The organism is Verrucosispora sp. WMMD573 (genome assembly GCF_027497175.1).
Taxonomy (GTDB): Bacteria; Actinomycetota; Actinomycetes; order Mycobacteriales; family Micromonosporaceae; genus Micromonospora.
Genome location: NZ_CP114901.1, coordinates 4,533,757 through 4,556,406, shown reverse-complemented (window position 1 = coordinate 4,556,406; position 22,650 = coordinate 4,533,757). Strand labels below are relative to the sequence as shown.

25 protein-coding genes are annotated in these 22,650 nt (G+C 71.5%); 11 read left to right on the top strand and 14 right to left on the bottom strand.

The features are described from left to right. Positions 1-3: 3 nt before the first annotated feature. The 3 genes from O7601_RS20740 to O7601_RS20730 are packed head-to-tail and all read left to right on the top strand — an operon-like array spanning position 4 to position 1,342. Positions 4-264: a hypothetical protein gene (locus O7601_RS20740; RefSeq protein ID WP_281562755.1), complete on the top strand. Its 261-nt coding sequence runs from the start codon at positions 4-6 to the stop codon at positions 262-264. Next, positions 261-917, top strand: a complete 657-nt coding sequence (locus O7601_RS20735) for a hypothetical protein (RefSeq protein WP_281562754.1) — start codon at positions 261-263, stop codon at positions 915-917. The genes O7601_RS20740 and O7601_RS20735 overlap by 4 nt, the downstream gene beginning before the upstream one ends. Continuing rightward, positions 914-1,342, top strand: a complete 429-nt coding sequence (locus tag O7601_RS20730) for a hypothetical protein (protein ID WP_281562753.1) — start codon at positions 914-916, stop codon at positions 1,340-1,342. Before O7601_RS20735 ends, O7601_RS20730 begins: the two co-directional genes overlap by 4 nt. Positions 1,343-1,462: 120 nt before the next feature. On the opposite strand, the gene O7601_RS20725 is transcribed toward O7601_RS20730, so the two are convergent. Further along, positions 1,463-2,830, bottom strand: a complete 1,368-nt coding sequence (locus O7601_RS20725) for a hypothetical protein (RefSeq protein ID WP_281562752.1) — start codon at positions 2,828-2,830, stop codon at positions 1,463-1,465. A 141-nt stretch (positions 2,831-2,971) separates the two neighbouring features. Between O7601_RS20725 and O7601_RS20720 the strand changes: the two genes are divergently transcribed. The 3 genes from O7601_RS20720 to O7601_RS20710 are packed head-to-tail and all read left to right on the top strand — an operon-like array spanning position 2,972 to position 4,526. Then, a complete protein-coding gene (locus tag O7601_RS20720; RefSeq protein WP_281562751.1) occupies positions 2,972-3,109 on the top strand; it encodes a hypothetical protein in 138 nt (45 codons plus the stop codon). Continuing rightward, complete coding sequence (locus O7601_RS20715; RefSeq protein ID WP_281562750.1) at positions 3,106-4,290, top strand: helix-turn-helix domain-containing protein; 1,185 nt, start codon at positions 3,106-3,108, stop codon at positions 4,288-4,290. The genes O7601_RS20720 and O7601_RS20715 overlap by 4 nt, the downstream gene beginning before the upstream one ends. A 50-nt stretch (positions 4,291-4,340) precedes the next feature. Next, the gene (locus O7601_RS20710) at positions 4,341-4,526 is read left to right on the top strand and encodes a hypothetical protein (protein WP_281562749.1); all 186 of its coding nucleotides are present in this window, start codon (positions 4,341-4,343) and stop codon (positions 4,524-4,526) included. A gap of 41 nt (positions 4,527-4,567) precedes the next feature. On the opposite strand, the gene O7601_RS20705 is transcribed toward O7601_RS20710, so the two are convergent. Together O7601_RS20705 and eccB are read right to left on the bottom strand one after the other, a co-directional pair. Continuing rightward, positions 4,568-5,143, bottom strand: coding sequence for a dihydrofolate reductase family protein (locus O7601_RS20705; RefSeq protein ID WP_281562748.1), 576 nt, complete (start codon positions 5,141-5,143; stop codon positions 4,568-4,570). Positions 5,144-5,263: 120 nt separating this feature from the next. Continuing rightward, positions 5,264-6,640: a type VII secretion protein EccB gene (gene eccB, locus O7601_RS20700; RefSeq protein WP_281562747.1), complete on the bottom strand. Its 1,377-nt coding sequence runs from the start codon at positions 6,638-6,640 to the stop codon at positions 5,264-5,266. A gap of 111 nt (positions 6,641-6,751) precedes the next feature. Here eccB and O7601_RS20695 point away from each other — a divergent pair, with 111 nt between their 5' ends. Together O7601_RS20695 and O7601_RS20690 are read left to right on the top strand one after the other, a co-directional pair. Beyond that, positions 6,752-7,471, top strand: coding sequence for a spermidine synthase (locus O7601_RS20695; protein WP_281562746.1), 720 nt, complete (start codon positions 6,752-6,754; stop codon positions 7,469-7,471). Positions 7,472-7,582: 111 nt separating this feature from the next. Continuing rightward, positions 7,583-7,822, top strand: coding sequence for a hypothetical protein (locus O7601_RS20690; protein WP_281567097.1), 240 nt, complete (start codon positions 7,583-7,585; stop codon positions 7,820-7,822). A gap of 116 nt (positions 7,823-7,938) precedes the next feature. Here O7601_RS20690 and O7601_RS20685 read toward each other — a convergent pair whose 3' ends face one another. Further along, positions 7,939-9,096, bottom strand: a complete 1,158-nt coding sequence (locus O7601_RS20685; RefSeq protein ID WP_281562745.1) for an acyl-CoA desaturase — start codon at positions 9,094-9,096, stop codon at positions 7,939-7,941. Between the two features lie 16 nt (positions 9,097-9,112). After that, positions 9,113-10,201 carry a ferredoxin reductase gene (locus O7601_RS20680; protein WP_281562744.1) on the bottom strand — a complete coding sequence of 363 codons (1,089 nt, stop codon included), beginning with the start codon at positions 10,199-10,201 and terminating at the stop codon, positions 9,113-9,115. 84 nt (positions 10,202-10,285) lie between these two features. On the opposite strand from O7601_RS20680, the gene O7601_RS20675 reads away from it, so the two are divergent. Continuing rightward, on the top strand, positions 10,286-11,533 hold the full coding sequence (locus O7601_RS20675) for a helix-turn-helix domain-containing protein (protein WP_281562743.1): 1,248 nt from the start codon (positions 10,286-10,288) through the stop codon (positions 11,531-11,533). A 44-nt stretch (positions 11,534-11,577) separates the two neighbouring features. On the opposite strand, the gene O7601_RS20670 is transcribed toward O7601_RS20675, so the two are convergent. From O7601_RS20670 to O7601_RS20630, 9 genes are all read right to left on the bottom strand, one after another. Continuing rightward, positions 11,578-13,152, bottom strand: coding sequence for a Na+/H+ antiporter (locus O7601_RS20670; RefSeq protein ID WP_281562742.1), 1,575 nt, complete (start codon positions 13,150-13,152; stop codon positions 11,578-11,580). Positions 13,153-13,236: 84 nt separating this feature from the next. Then, positions 13,237-14,025 carry an IclR family transcriptional regulator gene (locus tag O7601_RS20665; protein WP_281562741.1) on the bottom strand — a complete coding sequence of 263 codons (789 nt, stop codon included), beginning with the start codon at positions 14,023-14,025 and terminating at the stop codon, positions 13,237-13,239. Then, a complete protein-coding gene (gene pcaC / locus O7601_RS20660; protein WP_281562740.1) occupies positions 14,022-14,402 on the bottom strand; it encodes a 4-carboxymuconolactone decarboxylase in 381 nt (126 codons plus the stop codon). The genes O7601_RS20665 and pcaC overlap by 4 nt, the downstream gene beginning before the upstream one ends. Then, positions 14,402-15,181, bottom strand: coding sequence for a 3-oxoadipate enol-lactonase (gene pcaD, locus O7601_RS20655; protein WP_281562739.1), 780 nt, complete (start codon positions 15,179-15,181; stop codon positions 14,402-14,404). The genes pcaC and pcaD overlap by 1 nt, the downstream gene beginning before the upstream one ends. Beyond that, complete coding sequence (gene pcaB / locus O7601_RS20650) at positions 15,178-16,602, bottom strand: 3-carboxy-cis,cis-muconate cycloisomerase (protein ID WP_281562738.1); 1,425 nt, start codon at positions 16,600-16,602, stop codon at positions 15,178-15,180. The genes pcaD and pcaB overlap by 4 nt, the downstream gene beginning before the upstream one ends. After that, entirely contained in the window at positions 16,577-17,146 is a 570-nt protein-coding gene (gene pcaG, locus O7601_RS20645) for a protocatechuate 3,4-dioxygenase subunit alpha (protein ID WP_281562737.1), read from the bottom strand. Before pcaG ends, pcaB begins: the two co-directional genes overlap by 26 nt. After that, entirely contained in the window at positions 17,139-17,855 is a 717-nt protein-coding gene (gene pcaH, locus O7601_RS20640) for a protocatechuate 3,4-dioxygenase subunit beta (RefSeq protein ID WP_281566987.1), read from the bottom strand. Before pcaH ends, pcaG begins: the two co-directional genes overlap by 8 nt. Before the next feature lie 130 nt (positions 17,856-17,985). Continuing rightward, entirely contained in the window at positions 17,986-18,750 is a 765-nt protein-coding gene (locus O7601_RS20635) for a CoA-transferase subunit beta (protein WP_281562736.1), read from the bottom strand. 76 nt (positions 18,751-18,826) lie between these two features. Further along, a complete protein-coding gene (locus O7601_RS20630; protein ID WP_281562735.1) occupies positions 18,827-19,645 on the bottom strand; it encodes a CoA-transferase in 819 nt (272 codons plus the stop codon). A 343-nt stretch (positions 19,646-19,988) separates the two neighbouring features. Between O7601_RS20630 and O7601_RS20625 the strand changes: the two genes are divergently transcribed. Continuing rightward, positions 19,989-21,449 (top strand): benzaldehyde dehydrogenase, encoded by a 1,461-nt coding sequence (locus O7601_RS20625; RefSeq protein ID WP_281562734.1) that lies wholly within the window; start codon positions 19,989-19,991, stop codon positions 21,447-21,449. Between the two features lie 17 nt (positions 21,450-21,466). Then, the gene (locus O7601_RS20620) at positions 21,467-22,636 is read left to right on the top strand and encodes a 4-hydroxybenzoate 3-monooxygenase (protein WP_281562733.1); all 1,170 of its coding nucleotides are present in this window, start codon (positions 21,467-21,469) and stop codon (positions 22,634-22,636) included. Positions 22,637-22,650: the final 14 nt, after the last annotated feature.

Here is a 22,650-nt window from a genome sequence, read left to right as displayed (position 1 = left end):
CCTATGAGCATCGGCGAGGTCAAGGCCGCCCTCGATGAGGCGAACCACCTGCTCGACCAGGGCAGGGCCACGATCGAAGGCGTCGGCGCGGCCCTGGACGAGGTATCCGGGCTGGTGCTCGCCACCCTGCACGACAGCCGACGGGCCGAGGCGGAACAGGCCCGTACAGCGATCGCGGACGCCATCCGCGAGGTCGCGTTGATCCTGCGAGTCATCGGCGCGGCCCGGGAGAACGGCAGCGCATACCGGAAGCTGCTGGGATGAGCGGCCTGCTCGCTCAGGTCATCGCCCAGCTCAGATCCGCAGTGGACCAACTGGACGGCCTCGCGGTGCAGGCGACCCGCGCCGCCACGGACGTGGCCGGGGCGAACACCCGTTACGCGACGGCCGGCAAGGGCTCCGACCATCCGAGCATCCGCGCGGCGGTGAGCCACAGCCGCACCGGTGTCGACAAGGCCCACCGGCTCGCCCGGCTGAGCAGCGAGGCCGCCCGGAATGTCACCGCGTACCTGAACGCCATCGCCCCCGGGTCGGTGCCGCAGACGACAACCGCCACGTCCGGCCCACCCTCCGGCGAAGACCTCCTGTTTGACAGCGACCGCCGCGACCTCGGCCGCCAACGGATGCGGGGAGTCCTGAACCGGTCCGTACGGAAGGCGGACGAGCTACAGGACAACGCCGCCAACGCGACGGACGCCGCACAGCAAATGGTCAAGTTGCTCCGGGGCCCCAAGGGCTCCGACGGGACGCACTCCACCGGGACCAATGTCCTCACGATCCGCAACCAACCAGCACGACCGAAGATTGACAGCGCAGAGGCCGCCGGGAATCTTGTGATAGTCGGCCTGCTGGTAGGCGTGGGCGCGCGATGGTTCGCGAGGACGATCGGCAAGACGATAGCGAGGTTGAAGCGTTGACAGTCCAGGCGCTGAGCGATCTGATCCGGGCGTTGGCCCGAGCTGACTGGGATGCCGCCGAGGCTCTCGTCGCCGAGATCGGCCGGGGTGGCTGGGTCGGCGGCCTCCAGGTCATCGGAGCGGCATTCACCCTCGCCGTCCATCGGCACTTTTCTACCGAGGCCACTCCCAGCGATGTGGCCGCCTGGGTGTCCGTGACCCGGGCCCGCTATCCGGACGGGGACACACTGCCGGCCCTGGAGATGGAGGGTCTGATCCGCGCCGCCCTCGGCGAACCGGAGCTGATCGACAACATCCCCGCCGAGACCATGCTCGCGGCCGAGGTCTTCGTCCTCGGACAGCTTCTGCTTGAGCGGCGGCTGACGCCCGCAGAGCTCGACGAGTTCGTGGCAGAGGCGAAGGAAGTCGCGGCAGAGTACATGTAGACCTACCGCGCGGGGCGTCTCTGCGAGGGATCTTGGTCCGATCCTGCCCACTGATGGGCGATTTCGGACCAAGAATCGCACGTTGACAGGTCGCGGAGCTCAGCAGGTTTCGCTGCCGCCTCACGCGGAGATGAGTTGCCTGGCGTCCAGGCAGAAGCGACGGACGGCGGGGGTACGACGATAGGGAGTGAGGGCGCCGACCAGATTGCGTACGTGTTTGGTGCACCTGGCGGAGGTGACCTGACCCGTGAGCGTTTGGACGGCCCGCTCGCCAAGAGCAAGTGCCTTGTCGAGGTCGGGCTGCACCTGCCGCACGTAGGTGGTGGCGAGCAAAGCGTTGCGCAGGGCAGCTTCCCGGCTGTACTCGCTGCTCTGTAGCCGCAGCGCTGCTCGCAGGTGCTCCCGTGCACGGGACCAGTGTTCGAGTTTGACGTAGCAGTATCCAGCCTGCGCGTGAGCCTGCGCCTCGTTGATCCAGTAGGACCAGTCCGGGTCGCCGTACTCCGGTGGGCTGTCCGTCAACCGGTCGAAGGCGCTGTCGAGCGCCCGACGGGTGTCGGTCACCGACTGGTTGTTGGCGTACGCCTCCGCAGCCCTCAGGTCGAGAATCGTCGACACCTTCGGGCTCGATTGCGGATAGCTCGCTCGCGCGGTCTCGGCAAGAGTGATGGCCTGACGGAGTTGACCGAGGTCTTTGGCCTGGCAGGACATGAACCCGAGGATGTTTGCCCCGAGGCCGCGGTCGCCGGCCGTATGGGCCTGGTAGAGCCCGGCGATCCAGAATCGCTGGGCCTGGCTGTGATGGCCACCGTCGAACGAGAGCCAACCAGCAAGCCGCAGCAGTTCCCCCGCGGTGGAGTGGAGGCGTCGGCCGACGCTGTCGGTGTAGCTGCGATCGCGCAGCACATCGACCACCGTGCTCAGCTGCTGGCGGACCATGCCGAGGGTCTGGCCGCTGCCGAGATGATCGTCCATGCGACGGAGGCTGGCGGTCACCGTGTCCAGGTGGTCGACAACCTCGCCGGAGATCGGTCGGCCTCTGGACGACGCCACTGCTCGCGGAGGTTGGGAGATCAGCCATTCGTGCGCAGGTGAGGTCAGTGCGGAACCGAGCAGAGTGAGAAACATCCGTCGGTGCATCATCCCCTCAGGTTCGTTCACCACCTCGGCGGCCCGCAAGGCCCCGGCTGGGCACCAGGGCAGTTCCAGACCGGCCGAGGCGGGTACGGCCTCGAAACCGTCATCGGGCCAGCCCAGCTCATCGCGAGTGATCGTCCGTTGCAACTGCTCGGACAGCAGGGCGGCGGTCAGCGAGGGCCAGGGGTTACGAGGCGCGTCGCCCTTCTTCCATTTGTACGGAGTCTTGACATGCAACCGCTCCGTGCGGCCATGCCGTTCGGCGCACTCATTCAGACGTCGGGCGAGTTGTTCGGGCTGCCAGCCCACCTCGGCCAGCAGCCGGGTGATCGCCTCTCCGCTGGATACCACACCTCACCCCTCACCTGCGACGGTCGTCACACGGAGAGTAACGGAGGGGTGCGGACGAAAGCGCCCTCGCCACCGGTCCGCACCGGTAGGCACCCCCACGCACCTCCTCAGATGACTGTCGCGATCGGCTGAACTGACCACATGAGAGTGGCGATGATGGTGCTCGGCGGCGTACTGCTGGGGTTTCTCGCCGGGCTGTTCGCGTTCAAGGTGAAGGCGCGGTGGTGTCCGCGCTGCGGAGCGTCCACCGAGGCGATCGGTCCGGCGGCGCGGCGATGACCGGCGGTGGCCGGCAGGAGTTGCCGATCGGGCGGCGCATCGCGCAGCTCCGGGTCCGCCGTGGGATGAGTCAGCAGGTCTTCGCCGACCGGATCGGCAAGTCGAAAAGCTGGGTCGACAAGATCGAACGGGGTGCCCGCCGGCTCGACCGGCTGTCGGTGATCGAGACGGTCGCCGAGGCGCTCGGGGTCGCCACCGGCGTGCTGGTCGGCCGGGACACCCCGCCGCCGGCGGTCACCGAGATGAGCGTCGCCGTGGAACGGCTGCGCGAAGCCCTGACCCGCTACGGACCGGCCACCGCCGGCGTCACCCCGGCGGGCCTTGGCCGTCAGGTCGAATACGCGCTCGCCGCGTACCGGCACGCCCAGTATCCCCAGCTGCTTCGGATCCTGCCCGACCTGCTCGCCGACGCGCGACACGCCTCGGGCGTCGGCATGCCGGCGTCCACTGACGACCTGCTGGTGCGGGTGTACCGGCTGACCGCGCAGGTCCTGGTCAAGCTCGGTGAACCCGACCTGGCCTGGCTGGCCGCCGACCGCGCGATGACCGCTGCCGGCGACGACCCACGGCGTACCGCGATTGCGGTGGTCGGCCTGGCGCAGGCGCTGCGTGCCGTGCGGCGCGGCCGGCTGGCGCTGGCCGTCACCCGTACCGCCCTGCACCGGCTCGACCCGACGCCCTCCCCCACCAGCCGACCGGATGACGTCGCCCCCGCCGGCATTCTGCTCCTCGAAGCCGCCCTCGCCGCCGCCACCTGCGGCGAGGCGACCACCGCCGGCAGCCTCACAGACCAGGCCGCCCGCCTCGCCCACCGGCACGGCCATGGTGGCGGGTTCGGGCCGATTGTGGTCGACCTCGCCCGCGCCCTGGTTGCCACCGGCCTCGGTGACAACGGCCTCGCCATCGCCACCCACAAACTCGCCGTCAGCAGCGATGCCTGGCATCGGCTGCCCGCCGAACACCGCGCCGGTCACCTGATCGACATCACCCGCGCGCACCTGGCCCTTGGCGACCCTCAGGCCGCCGGACGCGCCCTGACCACCGCCGACCGCATCGCTCCTGCCGAGACCCGCGTGCGGCCTGCCGGACGCGCCGCGCTCACCGCCGTGCTTCGCGCGGGTACCTTCCCAACCGACGTCATCCGGCTCGCCACACTCGTCGGCCTGACCCGACAGCCGTGACCCGCGCCCCGTCCGGAGACCCACATGGTGCACGAACAGCCGAGGAGCAGTTGCGCGCCCGCATCGATGCCGACCAGGTGGATGTCGCCGCCCGCCGGTGGCGACACGACCATGTTGCCCGGGCGCTCACCACCTTCGCCGCCGTGACCGGCGCTCATCTCGTCGACGCGTCGCAGCCGCCTGAGCAGGTGGCCGAGGCCATCACCATGAGCGTCCGGTCAGTGCCCAGCCGCTGACCCGCCTCGGTTACCGTCCCACCGGCGGGCCGGTCGGCTGGTCAACGGGCGATGTCGTAGACCAGCTTCTGGATGCCGTTGGCGTAGGACTCGCTCTCGACGAGCTTGAGGTTCTGCTTGTCCCGGTCGGTGTCGCTGAAGAGCCGCTTGCCCGCACCGAGCAGCACCGGAAAGACCAGCAGGTGGTAGCGGTCGATCAGGCCGGCGTCGGATAGGTTGCGGTTCAGCGTGGCGCTGCCGTGGATGCTGATCGGGCCGCCCTCGGTCTGCTTGAGCGCGGCGACGTCGTCCAGCGACCGGAGAATGACGATCTCCCCCCAGTTGGACACCAGGTCCTGCTCCTTCAGGCTTGTCGACACGACGTACTTCGGCATCGCGTTGTAGCCGGCGAACTCCTCGGTCATCTTCGGCCACACCGGCGCGAACGCCTGGTAGCTGACCCGGCCCAGCATCATCGCGGTGGCCTCGTCCTGCTCACGGCCCTTGATCTCGTAGGCCGCCTCGTCGAACGCGATGTCGTTGAAGGTCCAGCCCGAGTTGCGGTAGCCCGGTTCTCCGCCGGGGGCCTCGATGACGCCGTCGAGCGAGACGAACGCGGTGGCGATCAGGGTACGCATCTGGTTGCTCCTTGAGGTCGGTCTGACGTGCCGTCGTCAGTGCGACGAGCGAGAGTCTCCGGATTCGACAACCCACGCCAAGAAATTTCCTACCACTTCCGGGGCGGGTGTCCGAGCACGTCAGGCGGGGGTGGCGCGCTGACGGGCCACGCCCGGGTCGAGCGGCGCGCCGGCGGGTACGAGGCTGACCACGCCGGCGGGCAGCCGGACGGGTCGCACGTCCGCGTAGCCGAGCATGCCGGTCACCTCGGGGCCGGCGAGCGCGTACCGGCGGCCGAGGTCGGTCACCACGGAGATCGCGCCGCCGGTGGCACCCGGCATGGCGACCGATTCGACGAGCGCGCCCCGCCCCGGCTCCACCACCACCTGGTCCGCGGTCGTCGACTCGGCCGGCTGTTCGGGGCCGGAGGCCAGCGTCGGCAGTTCCACACCCCGCCGCACCTCCACCGCGCCGGTGTCATCACCCACCCGTACGCAGATCGTGGCCGGCTCCGGCGTGGCCAGCCGGGGCGGAGCAACCGGCGGCGCGTCGGGACCGGCGGGGACGAGGTCTGGCACCTGGGGCAGGGCGGCGAACCGGCCGAGGCTGATCTGCTCCGGCTCCCGCTGACCGGTGCGGGCGAGCAGCAGACCGGCCTGTAGCTCGGTGATGCCGGCGAGCCCGTCACGCAGCACCACTGCGTACTGCCGCCCGCCGCCGGAGTTGCTCACCACCAGGACGTCACCGATTCGGGCGCCGGCGACCAGGGTGGATCGCCGACCCAGGTCGGGCGGTTCCGGTGGGGCCAGGTCGAGACCGGCCGGCACCGAGTTGAGCAGCGCGGCGGCCACCGGGACGGACCGGGAACGGGTGGTCACCAGCGCGGCCAGCACCCGGTCGGTGTCCCGGATCAGGTGTCGCTGCTGCTGCCATAGCAGGTGCAGCCGGCCGTCGGGAGCACGCAGCAGCAACGCGTCCCGGCCCAGCGGCTGGCCGCCGGTGCCGCCGGTGCCCACCAGCAGCACCGAGCGTGCCGCCGCTGCGGGCTCGGTCGGGGGCACCGAACAGACCGACCACGGTGCGGTGGCCAGCCGGGCCGCCGGGGGCAGCGAGTCGGGAGCGTCGCGGATGCCCAACGGCAACCCCCTCGGCACTCCGTCGATCGACCGCCGGGACACCAGCACGGTCTTCGGCCGCTGCGCGCCGATGATGAGCAGCGCGGAGGCGTAGTTGAGCACCGGATGCAGCTTTTCCTCCCGGTAGACGAACCGGGCGCCGGACTCCTTTTCCACGATGACCACACCGGCGTCGCGCCACTTCACGCCGCCGCCGGTGAAGAGGCCGTACAGCGCGGCGGCCCCCAACCCGATGACCGCCACCAGGACGCCGGCCATCCCGGCTCCGGCGAGCCGGCGCATCGGGGACTGCGCCGGATCGGTCTCTCGCGTCACCAGCGCGGCCACCGTCCGCTGGACAGTGAACTGGTACGAGTGCAGCTGATCCTGCCGCGACGGCATCGCTTCCCCTCCGGCGAGACGAACCGGGCACAGGATATGCGTTGCGTCGATGTCCCGGGGACCGGGCGTCACGCCGCTCGCGGCAGCTCACCGGCCGGTAACATGCCGGCGGTGAGCGTACGTTTCGAGGAACTGGCCTGGCGTCCGACACCGATCGGCGAGATCAGTCTGCGGCGGCGTCGCGATCCCCGGCTCGGCCTGGAGGTGTACGAGGTCAAGCTCGGCGACGAGTTCCTGATGTCCAGCCTGTTCACCGCCGGTGAGGTCGAGCTGGCCCGGTTGGGGTTGGCGTCGCTGGCCGGTGACCGTCTCGACGTCGTCGTCGGCGGGCTGGGCCTGGGCTACACCGCCCGCACCGCGCTGGCGGACGATCGGGTCGCCTCCCTGCTGGTGGTGGAGGCGGTCGAGGACGTCATCGACTGGCATCGGCGCGGCCTGCTGCCCTTCGCCGCCGGACTGGCCACGGACCCGCGTACCCGGCTGGTGCGGGCCGACTTCTTCGCCCGGGTGGCCGGTCCGGAGGGCCTCGACCCCGACGACGCCGGGCGTCGCTTCCACGCGGTGCTGCTCGACGTCGACCACTCTCCCCGGCATCCGCTGCATCCGAGCCACGCCGCCTTCTACCGGCCGGAGGGGTTGCGCCGGCTGGCGCGGCTGCTGCATCCGGGCGGCGTGTTCGCCCTCTGGTCGGACGATCCTCCGGACCCGGAGTTCGCAGCCCACCTGGCCGCCGTCTTCCCCACCCACCACAGTCACGTGGTGCGGTTCGCCAACCCGCTTACCGGCGGGGCGTCGGCCAACACCGTCTATCTGGGGCAGCTCCCCGACTGAGCGCTGCCCCGATCACGCTCCTCGGGAACCTCCGCCGCGTTCCCGAGCACCGTGCGCGGTAGCACGCCCAGGGCGGCCGGGTTGGGTACCCACACAGATGGCATCGTCCGGGTGGAAACGGGTAGCCGGTTCGGCAACGCCCGGACCGGCCGGGCGGCCGGTTGGGAGGTAAAGATGCGCGCCCTGCTCTGGGTCGTCGGCGTGATCGCCGGTGCGCTGGTCCTGCTCGGGCTGCTTCTCGAAGCGGTCCGCTGGCTGGTCATCATCGGCCTCATCGCGCTCGCCGCGGTGATCGTGCTGGCCTTCGTCAAGGGCCGCCAGTCCACCCACAACTACCCCAACCGTCGCTGACCCACCCCCGCCTCACCCCGAGGGACGCCCCTGGTGAGCAACTTCAGGGTTGTAGTTGGGTCAGCGGGGCTCTCAGCCAGCAACAACCCTGAAGTCGCACGAGGTTGGACGCGGGGTCAGGCGGCGATGAGGGTGGGGGTGGGGTGGTTGGCGGAGTCGTCGAGCGGGGTGGCGGGGGCGGCCGGCTGGCGGCGGTTCGGCAGGGCGAGCCGGAAGACCTTCTTCCACGCGGAGAAGACCTGCCGGGGCAGCGAGCCGGTGGTGTACTTCAGCCCGTACCTGTCGAAGAGCGCCCGCACCTCCGGCGCGATCTCCTGGTAGCGGTTGCTCGGCAGGTCGGGGAAGAGGTGGTGCTCGATCTGGAAGGACAGGTTGCCGGTCATGATGTGCATCAGCCGGCTGCCGCTGATGTTGGCCGAGCCGAGCATCTGCCGCACGTACCACTCCCCCCGGGTCTCGCCCTCGATCGAGGTCTTCTCGAAGGTCTCCACCCCGTCCGGGAAGTGACCGCACATGATCACCGAGTGGCTCCACAGGTTGCGGATCAGGTTCGCGGTGAAGTTGGCGGCCAGGGTGTGCAGGAACGACGGGCCGGACAGCACCGGGAAGAGCAGGTAGTCCTTGAGGAACTGACGGCGGATCTTTCGGCCGACCGCGCGGAGCCTGGTCCGGAACTCGGGGTCCTTGTGCCCCCCGTTTTTCAGCTTGTTCCCCAGGTCGAGGTCGTACGCGGCGATGCCGTACTCGAAGAAGCAGGCGTTGAGGAAGTTGTAGAGCGGCTGCCCGAGGTGCGCCGGGTGCCAGGGCTGGTCCTCGTCGACCCGCATGATGCCGTAGCCGAGGTCGTTGTCCTTGCCGACCACGTTGGTGTACCTGTGGTGCAGCTCGTTGTGCGACTGCTTCCACTGGTCGGCCGGGGCGACGTGGTCCCACTCCCAGCTGGTCGAGTGGATCTTCGGATCGCGCATCCAGTCCCACTGGCCGTGCAGGACATTGTGCCCGATCTCCATGTTCTCCAGGATCTTCGCCACCGACAGCCCGGCGGTGCCGACGATCCAGGCCGGCGGGAACAGCGAGAACAGCAGCACCACCCGACTGCTGATCTCCAGCTTCCGCTGGGTCGAGATGACCTTACGGATGTAGGCGGCGTCCCGTTCGCCCCGGGAGGCGATCACCCGTTCCCGGATGGCGTCGAGTTCCTTGCCGAGGGTCTCGATGTCCTCGGCGGTGAGGTGGGCGATCGGGTTGTCGGCCTTCTTCTGCATCACGGTCACGGCGGTCGGTCTCCGATCAGATCTCGAGTTCGCACGGGCCGGCGGCGGCAGACACGCAGGTCTGCACGCGTACGCCGTCGCCCGGCAGGGCGGTGGTGAGCTGGCCGTTACGTAGGTCGCGGACCGCGCCCTGGCGCAGCGGCAGCACGCAGCCGAAGCAGATGCCCATCCGGCAGCCCGACGGCATGAGCACCCCGGCACTCTCGCCGGCATCCAGCAGCGGGGTGGCGCCGGCGGCCGCCACGGTCACCGACGAACGCGTGAAGGTGACGGTCCCGCCGTCACCTGCGGTGATCACCGTGGGACGGAACCGCTCGGTGTGCAAGCTGGCGGCGTGCCCGCGAGCCGACCAGTGTTCCTCAGCCGCGTCGAGCAGCCCGAGCGGACCACACGCCCAGGTCTGACGTGCCAGGTGGTCGGGGACCAGGGTGTCCAGCTCGGCCACGTCCAGCAGGCCCTCGACCTCGGTGTGCCGCTCGATCAGTCGGATGGCACCACGCTCGGCCAGGCCGCGAAGCTCCGCGCCGAAGACCACGTCCGCGGCGGTGGGCGCCGAGTGCACCAGCACCACGTCGCTGCCGGCCAGGGCACCCGAGCGCAGCATCCCGGCCACCGGGGTGATGCCGCTGCCCGCGGTGAGGAACAGCACCCGCGACGGTACCCGCTCCGGCAGCACGAAGTCGCCGCGCGCCTGGTCGAGCTGCACGATCGTGCCCGGTCGGATGCGGCGGACCAGATGGTTGCTGACCACGCCGTCCGGGATCGCCTTCACCGTCACCGAGAGCGGCTCGGTGCGCCGGCCGGGGGCCGAGGTGACCGAGTAGGCGCGCCACTGGCGCACCCCGTCGACGTCCACACCGAGCCGGATGTACTGGCCGGGGACGTGGCCGCGCCAACTACGGCCGGGTTGGATCAGCAGGGTCGCCGCGTCCGGGGTTTCCGGATGCACGGCGACGATCCGGCCGCGCAGGTCGGCCCCGGCGCGAAGCGGGGCGACCAGGTCGAGGTAGTCGCTGGGCAGCACCGGTGTGGTCACCGTCTCGGCGAGCCGCCACAGGCGGCGCCGAAAAGATCTCGTGTCCGGTGGCGGGACGGTGGTGGTCATACGACGATGGTCGCGGCCCGCTGGCATAAACTCTTGGTCTGCGAAGGTAAAGCGATCCACCCCATTTGTGCGGAGAGAACAACCGTGGCGGAACCATCCGGAACGACCAATCGGGCGGCCCGCATCGAACTGGACCAGCGGGTGGCCCGTGAACTGCGCGACCGGCTGCCGCTGGTGGCCGGGCAGACCGTGACCGCGATCACGGCCGAGGTGCCCAGCTACTCCGGCACCCTGACCGGACAGATGCGGGACAAGATAGAGAACGCGGTGCAGATCGCGTTGGGCACCTTCCTGCAACTGCTCGAACAGTCCCAGGCCGCCGACCGTTCGCAGGTCAACGACCCGAGCACGCCGCTGGTCCCGGCGCTGGAGGCCGCGTACGCCCTGGGCAGCGGCGAGGCCCGGTCTGGCCGCAGCGTGGACGCGCTGCTGGCCGCGTACCGGGTGGGTGCCCGGGTCTCCTGGCGGGAGCTGGCCACCGCCACCGTGGCGACCGGGCTGCCCGCCGCCACGGTCGCCGAGTTCGCCGAGTTGATGTTCGCCTACATCGACGAGCTTTCCGCCGCCAGCGTCGCGGGTCATGCCGACGAGCTGGCCAGCGTGGGCCGGGCCCGACGGCGCAACCTGGAACGGCTCACCCAGCAGTTGCTCGCCGGTGAGGCGGAGGACGTGCTGCTGCGCAGCGCCGAGCGGGCCGACTGGCCGGTGCCGCAGACCCTCACCGTGGCGCTGTTGCCGCAGGCGAAGCTGCGCGGAGCGCTCGCCCTGCTGGGCGAACACACCCTGGAGAGCACCGAGGAAATGCCGGCCGGCGAGCCCGGCGAGGAGACCGCGGTGCTGCTCGTACCGGACATGCACGGTGACCGGCGCCGGCAGCTCGCCCGGGTCTTGCACGGACGTCACGCGGTGCTCGGGCCCTGCCGTCCCTGGGCCCGGGTCAGCTCGTCGTACCGGCGGGTGGTGCGGGTGGTCGCGCTCGGTATCGACCGACCCGCCGACGGTGAACCCCTGGACACCGAGGCGCACCTGGCCGAGCTGCTGCTCAGCGCCGACGTCGAGGCGCTCGCCGATCTGCGTGCCCGGGTCCTGCAACCGCTCGCCGCGCTGCCCGCCGCCACCGCCGAGCGGCTCACCGAGACGCTGCGTTCCTGGCTGCTGCACCAGGGACGGCGGGACGACGTCGCCGCCGACCTCTTCGTGCACCCGCAGACTGTGCGCTACCGGATGGGTCAACTGCGCCAGCTCTACGGCGACCGACTCACCGACCCACGCAGTCTGCTCGACCTCACGGTCGCCCTCGCACTTCCGGCGGGCGGGGCCGCAGCCGGCTGATCGGGGCGGCGGCCAGCTGCGCGAGCCCGCTGGCCGCGCAGCTGTCACTCGGAGGCCATCGGGCCGAGCAGTCGGATCTCCTCGACGTCCAGCCGGGCCTGCAACTCCTGCAACACGGTATCGTCGATCTCCCGCCGGTCGCGCATCGTGGTGATCTCGCGTCGCTTGTGTTCGAGGGCGGCCAGGCGCAGTTGCCGCTCGACCTCCCGGTCGGTGAGCGACTCGTCCTCCGGCTCGGCCTGCATCGCGTTCAGATGACCCGCGTACTCGGCCCGGAGCCGGTGCAGGATCTCCGCCTCGGCACCCACCCGGTCGGCGAGGTCCGGCAGCGCGTCGAGGGTGGATCGGGTGGCATTCAGCTGCGCCTGGCGCGACTCCTCGACCCGTTCCGGATCACCGCGCAGTCCGGCCCAGGTCATCAGGAACGGCAGGGTGGTGCCCTGCACGAGCATGGTCACCAGGATCACCGTGGCGACCGCGAAGATGATTAGATCCCGTTCCGGCACCGGGCTGCCGTCCTGCGCGGTCAACGGCACGGCGAGCGCCGCCGCCAGCGAGACCGCCCCCCGGAAGCCGGCCCAACCGGCTACCGTACGCACCCGCCAGTTGACCTGGCGGGCGAGCTGCGACTCGCGCCGCTCCACCAGCCGGGCCAGGCCGGCGATCAGGTGCAGCCACAGCATCCGCACCGCCACCAGCACCCCGGACACCACGAGCGCGATCACGACTGCCCGGCCCAGGGAGACGCTCGTGACGTTCTCCACCGCACGCGGAATCTGCATGCCGACCAGCACGAAGAGTCCACCGTTGACGAGGAAGGTGGTCAGGTCCCAGAAGGACAGTGCGAGGATCCGGGACCGGGCCCGGATCACGCGGGGACTGGCGTAGGAGAGCATCAGACCGGCGACCACCACCGCGAGCACCCCACTCTCGTGGATGCTGTCGGCGAGCAGGAAGGCGGCGAACGGGGTGAGCACACTCAGCGCGCCCTCCCGCAGCGGATCGTCGATGCGCTTGCGGATCAGGATCACCACCGTGCCGACCACCATGCCGGCGGCGATGCCGCCGAGGAAGGACAGGCCGATCCGCTCGACGAGTTCGAAGGCGTTCGGTGCGGCGCCCCCGCCGAGCAGACCGAGCGCGATGGCGAACAGCACCAGGGCGGTGCCGTCGTTGACCAGGCTCTCCGCGCGCAGGGTGGTCAGCAGCCGGCGAGGCATCCGTTTGGCCAGTCCGGCCACCGCCGCGGCGTCGGTCGGGGCGAGCACCGCGCCGAGCACCCAGGCCACCGCCGGGTCGACGCCGAAGCGCTGCACGACCAGCGACACCGCGACCATCGTGACCCCGACCAGGCCGACCGCCAGCAACGCGATGACCACGATGTTCGCCCTGATCTCCCGCAGGCTGGTGACCAGGCTCTCCCGGTACAGGATCGCCGGCAGGAACAGCAGCAGCACCACCTCGGGTGCCAGGACCACGTGCGAGAACGGGGGCAGCAGCGCCACCAGGGCACCCAGGCTGATCAGCAGCACCGGTGGGGCGACCCGGTACCGGCCGCCGATGGTGGTGCCGACCAGCACGACGACGCCCAGCGTGATGACCAGCAGCAGCTCGCGCACCTCGCCCCCCCGTTCGTCGTCCCCCACATGGTGGTACGCGGACGGGCCGCCCCGGGCCGATTCGCCGTAGCGCACGGACCGGGGTCAGCGACCGGGACCGGCGCTCAGGTCCTCCTCGATGCGCTTGGCCGTGGCCAGCAGCGGTGGCAGCAGCTCCTTGCGGATCATCTCGAACGAGCCGCGGCTGGCATGGGCGGAGACATTTACCGCGGCCACCACCGAGCCGTTGTCGCCGTGGATCGGCGCGGCCAGCGACCGCAGCCCCTCCTCCAGCTCCTGGTCGACGAGGGCGTACCCCTGGTTGGCGATCCTGGTCAGGAGGTCACGCAGCTTCGCCGGATCGGTCACGGTGCGCCGGGTCAGCGGACGCAGCTGCGCCGTGGCGAGATAGTCGTCGAGCCATCGGGGCGGCTGCCCGGCGAGCAGCACCCGGCCCATCGACGTGGCGTACGCGGGGAACCGGGTGCCGACACTGATCCCCACCGTCATGATCCGTTTGGTGGGCACCCGGGCGACGTAGACGACCTCGTCACCGTCGAGGACCGACACGGAGCAGGACTCGTGCACCTGCGCCACCAGCGCCTCCATGTGCGGCTGGGCCACCTCGGGCAGGCTCAGGCTGGACAGGTAGGCGTAGCCGAGGTCGAGAATGCGCGGACGCAGGGAGAACAGCCGCCCGTCGGTGCGTACGTAGCCGAGTTCGACAAGGGTGAGCAGGAAGCGGCGGGCGGCGGCCCGGGTCAGCCCGGTGGCCCGGGCCACCTCGCTGAGGGTCAGCTGCGGATGTTCGGCGTCGAAAGCCCGGATCACCGCCAGACCGCGCTCCAGCGACTGGACGAACTCGCCGGGTCGGGCCGACGCCTCGTCGTTCACGGGGCCTCCTGCCGCAGCGTCTCCTGGGCCACCTTGAACGCCCGGTTCGCCGCCGGCACACCAGCGTAGACGGCCACCTGGAGCAGCACCTCCTTCACCTCGTCGGGGGTGAGGCCGTTGCGCAGGGCGGCGCGTACGTGCATGGCGAGTTCCTCGTCGTGGTGCAGGGTGGCCAGCACGGCGAGGGTGATGCAGCTGCGGGTATGCCGGTCCAGCCCCTCCCGGGTCCAGATCTCACCCCACGCGTACCGGGTGATCAGGTCCTGGAAGTCGGTGGTGAACTCGTCGGTGCCGGCGATGGCCCGGTCGACGTGGGCGTCGCCGAGCACCTGCCGGCGTACCGTCATGCCGGCCTCGTACCGCTGCTGGTCGGTCATCAGCTCACCGCGCCTTTCGGGTCGAGGTGGTCCACGAGCAGTCGGGTTACCGCCTCGGGTTGCTCGACGTTCGCCAGGTGCGCCGCGCCGTCGAGCACCACCAGGCGGGCCGACGGGATCCGCTCGGCGATGGCGGCCGCCTGCTCCGGCGGGGTCGCCGGATCGTCGGCCGCGCCGACCACAAGCGTCGAGGCCCGTATCGCGGCCAGGTCCGGCCGCAGGTCCATCGCGGCGATGGCCGCGCAGCAGCCGGCGTACCCGGCGGCGGGCGTGCTGACCAGCATGTCCCGGTAGGCGGCGACGGTGTCCGGGTGGGTCGCGGCGAAGGCGGGGGTGAACCAGCGCTCGACGATCGCGTCGGCGATGCTGTCCAGCCGACCGGCACGGACGGCGGCGGCCCGAGCCCGCCAGCCGTCCGCCGGCCCGAGCAGTGCGGAGGTGCACAGCAGGGCGAGGCGGTCGATCCGCTCGGGGGCGTGCGCGGCCAGCCACATGCCGACCATCCCGCCGAGGGAGAGCCCGGCATAGTGGACCCGGGTCACGACCAGGTCGTCCAGCAGCCGTAGCACCTTCCGGCCGAGCAGGTCGATGGTGTACGGCCCGGCCGGCACCGCCGAACCGCCGTGGCCGAGATGGTCGTAGCGGACCACGCGGTACCGCTCCGCCAGCGTCGCCACCTGCGGCTGCCACATCGCGCCGGTGGTGCCCAGGGAGCTGCCGAGCAGCAGCACCGGCGCGTCCGGCGGGCCGTCGACGGCGTAGTGCAGCGCGCCGGTCACGGCTGCGTCTCGCGGTGCGGTCCGGCGGTCGCGGTCGGGCCGTGCCACGCCTCGCGGTGCGGTCCGGCGGTCGCGCTCGGGCCTCGGATCGCCGCGCGGTGCAGGTCGAGGGCGCGGTCGATCAGCTGACCGGTGCTGCCGAGCCAACCGGCCGGGTCGAGGGCGGCGTCGACGTCCGCCACGGACAGGTGGGCGCGCAGTTCCGCCTCGGCCAGCAGCGCTGCCCGGAAGTCGGGGCGGCCGGCGGCGCGGCGGACCAGGTCGTGGGCGGCGGCCCGGCCCAGGGCCGGTGCCAGCCGGGCGGCGACCGCCTCGGCGAGCAGCAGACCGCCGGCGGCGTCCAGGTTGGCCCGCATCCGCTGCGGACGTACGTCGAGACCGGCGAGCATCCGCGCGGTACGCGCGGCGGCCCCGCCGGCGAGGTGCGTCAGGTCGAGCAGGGGTTCCCACTCGGCGTGCCAGCCACCGGCGGCCCGCTCGTGTTCCTGGCCGGCGGCGGCGAACAGCGTGCCGACGAGCCCGGGGCCACGCCGAGCCGCGGCGCAGACCAGCACCGAGTCCACCGGGTTCCGCTTGTGCGGCATCGCCGACGAGCCGCCCCGCTCCACGCCCCCCTCGACCACCTCGCCGACCTCGGTCTGCGCGAGCAGGCCCACGTCGAGGGCGATCTTGCCGGTGGCGGCGAGCAGCCCGCCGAGGGCCGCGGCCAGGTCGAGCAGGGGCTGACGACGGGTGTGCCAGGGCAGCGGGCTCGCGGCCAGGCCCAGTCGCGCGGCGAACCGGTCGACCATCTCCGGCCCGGCCGTGCCGTAGGCGGCGAGGGTGCCGACCGCCCCGCCGAGCTGCGCGGGCAGACCGGCACGCGCCCTGGCCAGCCGGCTGCCCGCCTCGACCAGGCCGACCAGCCAGCCGGCTGCCTTGAGCCCGAAGGTGGTCGGTGCGGCCTGCTGGCCGAGGGTACGGGCGGGCATCAGGGTGTCGCGGTGGCTCCGGGCCAGCGCGGCGGCGGCGTCGGCGGCGTCGGCGAGGTGCCGCAGCAGCGGCTCGGCGGCCCGGGCCGCCACCAGCGACAGGGCCGTGTCGAGCACGTCCTGGCTGGTGGCACCGTGGTGCACCCAGGGCCGGGCCGGCTCGGCGACCGCAGCGGTCAGCTCCCGCACCAGCGGGACGACGGGGTTGCCGGCCGCCTCGGCCGCGGCACCGAGGGCGGCCGGGTCGTACCGCTCGGCGCGGCACTGGCGGACGATCTCGTCGGCGGCCGGTGCGGGCAGCAGCCCGACGTCGGCGCCGGCCCGGGCCAGGGCCGCCTCGGCGTCCAGCAGCGCCCGCAGCAGGGCGTGGTCGCCGAGTTCGGCGTCGACCTCGGGTGTGCCGGAGAGCCCGCGCAGCAGTGCCTCAGACGGCGAAGAAGACGGTCTCATGCTCTCCCTGAAGGCGGATGTCGAACTGGAACCCGTCCGTGGCCGGCCGGGCCAGCAGCGTGTCACGACGCTGCGGGTCGACGGTACGCAGCACCGGGTCGCTGGCGTTGGCCGCCTCGCCGGGAAAGTAGACCCGGGTGACGAGACGGTGCAGCAGCCCCCGCCCGAACACCGACAGCGTCAGGTGCGGTGCCTCGGTGTCGCCGTCGAAGGTGGGCAGCGGCCCCGGCTTGACGGTGTGCAACGCGTACCGGCCCTCGGTGTCGGTCTCGGCCCGGCCGAAACCCCGGAAGCCGGGGACCGACGATGGCCGGGCGCCACGCGGATCGTCGGGATGGTCGAAACGCCCGTCGGGATCGGCCTGCCAGCTCTCCACCATCGCGTCGACCACTGCCGCGCCGGTGCCGTCGACGATCCGGCCCCGCAGCCAGAACGCCCCGGGCGTGCCCTCCGGGACCACGTACGGCCCGTCGGGCCAACGCAGGCCGATGTGCAGGTACGGCCCGACGGTCTGGGCGGGCGTGACGCCCAGGGGCTCACTCATCGTCGTCCTCGTCCTCGAACACGGTGGCCGCCCGGCCCCGCAGCACGATGTCGAACTCGTAGGCCAGCGCCCACTCGGGGCGGGTGGCGGTGTGGTCGTAGCGGGCCACCATCCGTTGGCGGGCCCGCTCGTCGCGGACCGAGTTGAAGATCGGGTCCTGGAAGAACAGCGGGTCGCCGGGGAAGTACATCTGGGTCACCAGACGCTGGGTGAAGGCGCGGCCGAAGAGGGAGAAGTGGATGTGCGCGGGCCGCCAGGCGTTGTCGTGGTTGCGCCACGGGTAGGCGCCGGGCTGCACGGTGACGAAGCGGTAGCGGCCGTCCGCGTCGGTCAGGGCGCGTCCGACGCCGGTGAAGTTCGGGTCCAGCGGCGCCGGCCAGGTGTCGGCGGCGTGCCGGTAGCGGCCGGCGGCGTTGGCCTGCCAGATCTCGACGAGGGTGTACGGCACCACGCGGCCGTCACCGTCGAGGACCCGGCCGTGCACGATGATCCGCTGCCCGAGGGGCTCCCCGTCGTGCTGGCGGGTCAGGTCGTGGTCAAGTTCGCCGATGCGGCCCTCGCCCAGCAGTGGGCCGGTCACCTCGGTGAGCCGCTGCGGCAGGTAGGTGAGCGGCTGCTGCGGTGCCCGCCCCACCGTGGACAAATAGCCCGCACTGAGCAGCGGCGGGTGAGCGTCGACGTCGTCGCGCCGGTAGCTCGGCAGGATCATTTTCCGCTCGGCGTCCTGGGTCAAGGCCGCTCCTCCCCTTCAGTAGATCCGAGTATCCGCGACCCGAAGGATTCGAGCGGGTGCCCGCCGACGACCGCACCGCCCGGCGGTTCGGGCTGAGGCTGGCCGGTCATGCCGCCGCCCGCATTGTCGCTTCGAGGGCGCGCAGCACGGTGAGTTCCTCGGCGGTCGGTGGCTCGTTGGTGCTCAGGTCGCCGGCGACGGCGAGCGGCCAGCCGGTGGCCTCGCGGACCCGCTCGACGGTGACGCCCGGGTGCAGCCGGGTGAGGGTGAGTTCGCAGCTGTCCGGGTCGGCCTCAAGGACGCCGAGGTCGGTGATGACGGTGCGGGGTCCACCGCCGCGTAGACCGAGCCGTGCCCGGTCGCCGGGGCCGCCGCCGTAGCCGACCGAGGTGACGAAGTCGACGCGCTCGGTGAAGGTACGCCGGCTCTGCCGGACGATCACCACCACCTCGCCGCAGGAGGCGGCGATCTCGGGAGCGCCACCGGCACCGGGCAGGCGCACCTTCGGGTCGGTGTAGTCGCCACCGATGACCGTGGTGTTGATGTTGCCGTACCGGTCGAGCTGCGCGGCGCCGAGGAACCCGACGTCAACGCGCCCGGGTTGCAGCCAGTAGTTGAACACCTCGGGCACCGGGATCACCGCGTCGGCGGTGTCGGCGAGCACGCCGTCACCGATGGAGAGCGGCAGCCGATCGGGTTTGGCGCCGAGACAGCCGGACTCGTAGATCAGCACCAGGTCGGGCGCGTGGGTGGCGCGGGCCAGGTTCGCCGCGGTGCTGGGCAGGCCGATCCCGACGAAGCAGGCGGTGCCGTCGCGCAGTTGCCGGGCCGCCGCCACTGTCATCATCTCGTCGGCGGTGTACTGACTCATGCCGGCCCTCCGCTGCGCTGCGGGCCGACATGAGGCACCGACGCACTGAGTTGATGATTCGCTCGCTGACGCTCGCTCATGCCTTCGCCCCCGCGTTCTGGACCTGCCGTTCGATCCAGTCCTGGAAGGTGGCACGGTCCCGGCTGATCTCGTCCCAGGCGACGTAGCAGGCGTTGTCCCGCACCGAGTAGCCCTGCGCGTACGAGGGATGGGCACCCCCGGGGACGTGCGCCACGGCGGTGATCACCCAGCCGGGTAGCACCACCTGACCGGGCACCGGGGTCAACTCGTCGACGATCTCCTCGACGGTGACCAGGGACCGGCGGGCGGCCAGCACCGCCTCCTTCTGCACGCCGGTGATGCCCCACATCTGCACGTTGCCGGCGCGGTCGGCGCGCTGGGCGTGCACCACTGTCACGTCGGGGTTGAGCGCGGGGACCGCGGTCAGCGTCTCCCCGGTGAACGGGCAGTCGATGCTGCGGATGTTTCTGGTGTGCCGGGGCAGGTCGGTGCCGGTGTAGCCGCGTAGCACGGCGAACGGCAGGCCGGAGGCACCGGCGACGTAGCGGTTGGCCATCCCGGCGTGGCTGTGTTCCTCCAGCTCAAGCGGGACGGGCCAGGAGTTCTGCACGGCGTCGCGGAAGCGGTGCAGCGACCCGACGCCGGGGTTGCCGCCCCAGGAGAACACCAGGCGGCGGGCACAGCCGGCACCGATGAGCTGGTCGTAGATGACGTCGGGGGTCATCCGCACCAAGGTCAGGTCGCGCCGCTCCTGCCGGATGATCTCGTGGCCGGCGGCGAACGGGATCAGGTGGGTGAATCCCTCCAGCGCCACCGTGTCCCCGTCGCGGACCAGCTCTGCGATGCCGTCGGCCAGCGGGACGAGCTTCGCCATGGGCCTCCCTGCCTCCTGTGTCACGCACCCACCGACCGCTGTTCGGCATGCGGACCGGCGTACTTATCTCGAACGTAATCGGAGTCGACGACGTTCGTCAACGCGCTCCCGGCCGGCCGGATCAACCGGTCCGACCTGCCGCAGAAATGTTGCGGTGATCCGTTGACGCGAGCCGAGTCCCGTGCAAATGTCCTTGATGAGAACGCTTGTTCGGCAGGCGAACATGCGACGTGTGTAGTCGGCCCTGGCTACCGCCGGGCCGTCGCACGTACCAGGCGTGGCCGGAACCACCCCGCTGGTCACCGCCCGTGGCTGTCCCACCTGCGACGCAAGGAGGATCACCATGCCACTGCTCGACACCGACACCTGGCACGGCCGGATCTACAGCGACGGCTGGGTGCGGGCCTCCGGCGGCACCGCCACCGTTCGCGCCCCCGCCACCGGGGAGGAGATCGGCCAGGTCGGTGTGGCCGACGCCGACGACGTCGCGCGGGCCAGCATCCGGGCCGCCGCCGCGCAGCGGGCCTGGGCCGCCACCAGCTACACCGAGCGGGCCGCCGTGCTGCGCCGGGCCGGCGCGTTGTGGGAGCAGCACGCCGCCGAGGTCGGCGACTGGGTGGTCCGCGAGTCCGGGTCGATCCCGCCGAAGGGCGGCCTGGAGACCGGCACCGCCGCGCAGGAGTGCTACGAGGCAGCCACGCTGCCCTCGCAGGCGCTCGGTGAGATCATCCCGAGCGCCCAGCCCCGACTGAGCCTGGCCCGCCGGCTACCGGTCGGCGTGGTGGGCGTCATCTCGCCGTTCAACGCTCCGCTGATCCTGGCGATCCGCTCGGTTGCCCCGGCGCTGGCGCTGGGCAACGCGGTGGTGCTCAAGCCGGACCTGCGTACGGCGGTCTGCGGTGGGCTGTCCATCGCCCGGGTCTTCGAGGAGGCGGGGCTGCCCGAGGGCCTGCTGCACGTGCTGCCGGGCGGCGTCGCGACCGGCGAGGCGCTGGTCGCCGAGCCGCGCGTACGGGTGATCAGCTTCACCGGGTCGTCCGCCGCGGGCCGCAAGGTCGGTGAGGCCGCGGCCCGGCACCTGAAGCGGGCGCACCTGGAGCTGGGTGGCAACTCGGCGCTGGTGGTGCTCGACGACGCGGACCTGGACCTCGCCGTCTCGGCCGGCGCCTGGGGTTCCTTCCTGCACCAGGGGCAGATCTGCATGACCACCGGCCGGCACCTGGTGCACAAGAGCCTCGCCGAACGGTACGTCACCGAGTTGGCCGCCAAGGCCGACCGCCTGCCGGTCGGTGACCCCGCCAAGGAGCAGGTGGCGCTCGGGCCGATCATCGACGAGGCGCAGCGCGACAAGATCCACGCGCTGGTCACGTCGAGCGTGGACGCGGGTGCCCGGCTGGCTGCCGGTGGCAGCTACGAGGGGCTGTTCTACCGGCCCACCGTGCTCGCCGATGTCACCCCGACCACCCCGGCGTACGCGCAGGAGGTGTTCGGCCCGGTCGCCCCGGTCCTCGCCTTTAGCGACCTGGACGAGGCGGCGGCGCTGGCCGGCGCCAGCGAGTACGGGCTGTCGCTCGGCATCCTCAGCCGCGACGTGATGAAGGCGATGGCGTTGGCCGAGCGCATTCCCAGCGGCATCGTGCACATCAACGACCAGACCGTCAGCGACGAGGCGGTGGCGCCGTTCGGCGGGGTCGGCGCGTCCGGCACCGGTTCCCGCTTCGGCGGTGCGGCGGCCAACGTCGAGGCGTTCACCGAGACGCAGTGGCTCACCGTGCAGGGCGACATCACCCGCTATCCCTTCTAGGCCCCCAGGAGGCATGGATGCGCACCCAGGTCGGCATCGTCGGAGCGGGACCGGCCGGTCTCATGCTGTCGCACCTGCTGCACCGGCACGGGATCGACTCGGTGGTGCTGGAGAGCCGCAGCCGGGAGTACGTGGAGCAGCGGCTACGCGCGGGCGTGCTCGAACAGGGTTCGGTCGACCTGCTGCGGGACACCGGCCTGGGAGCGCGCCTGGACCGGGAGGGGATGCGGCACGAGGGCATCGAGCTGCGCTTCGACGGCGAATCGCACCGGGTGCCGATGACCGAGCTGACCGGCCGGGCGATCACCGTGTACGGCCAGCAGGAGGTGGTCAAGGACATGATCGCCGCCCGGCTGGCGGCGGGCGGGACGATCCTGTTCGAGGCACCCGCCGACCGGCTGTCCGGGCTGGACACCGCCCCCGTGATCCACTTTCGGCACCAGGACCGGGCCGAGGAGCTGCACTGCGACTTCGTGGTCGGTTGCGACGGCTACCACGGGATCAGCCGACCGACGGTGCCCGACGGGCTGCTGACCACCTACGAGCGCACCTACCCGTTCGCCTGGCTGGGCGTGCTCGCCGCCGCCCCGCCCGCGGTGGAGGAGCTGATCTACGCCCATCACGAGCGCGGCTTCGCCCTCTACAGCATGCGCTCGCCGCAGATCTCCCGGCTGTATCTCCAGGTGCCGGCCGAAGAGGACATCGCCGACTGGCCGGACGAGCGGATCTGGGCCGAGCTGCGGACCCGGTTGGAGACGGTGCCGAACTGGACGCTCAACGAGGGGCCGGTGCTGGAGAAGTCGATCACTCCGCTGCGCAGCCTGGTGGTCGAGCCGATGCAGTGGCAGCGGCTGTACCTGGCCGGCGACGCGGTGCACATCGTGCCGCCTACCGGGGCCAAGGGCATGAACCTGGCCCTCGCCGACGTCGCGTTGCTCGGTGACGCCTTCGTCGCCTGGTACGCCGACGGCAGCGGCGACCTGCTGGACGGCTACTCGCGTACCGCGCTGCGCCGGGTGTGGCGGGCACAGCAGTTCTCCTGGTGGATGACCTCGATGCTGCACCGACTCAACGCCGACGACCCGTACGAGGCGAAACTCCAGTCGGCGGCCCTGCGGTACGTCACCACCTCCCCGGCGTACGCGACAAGCCTCGCGGAGAATTACGTCGGCCTTTCCGAGGTCTGAGATACCTCTCCGTC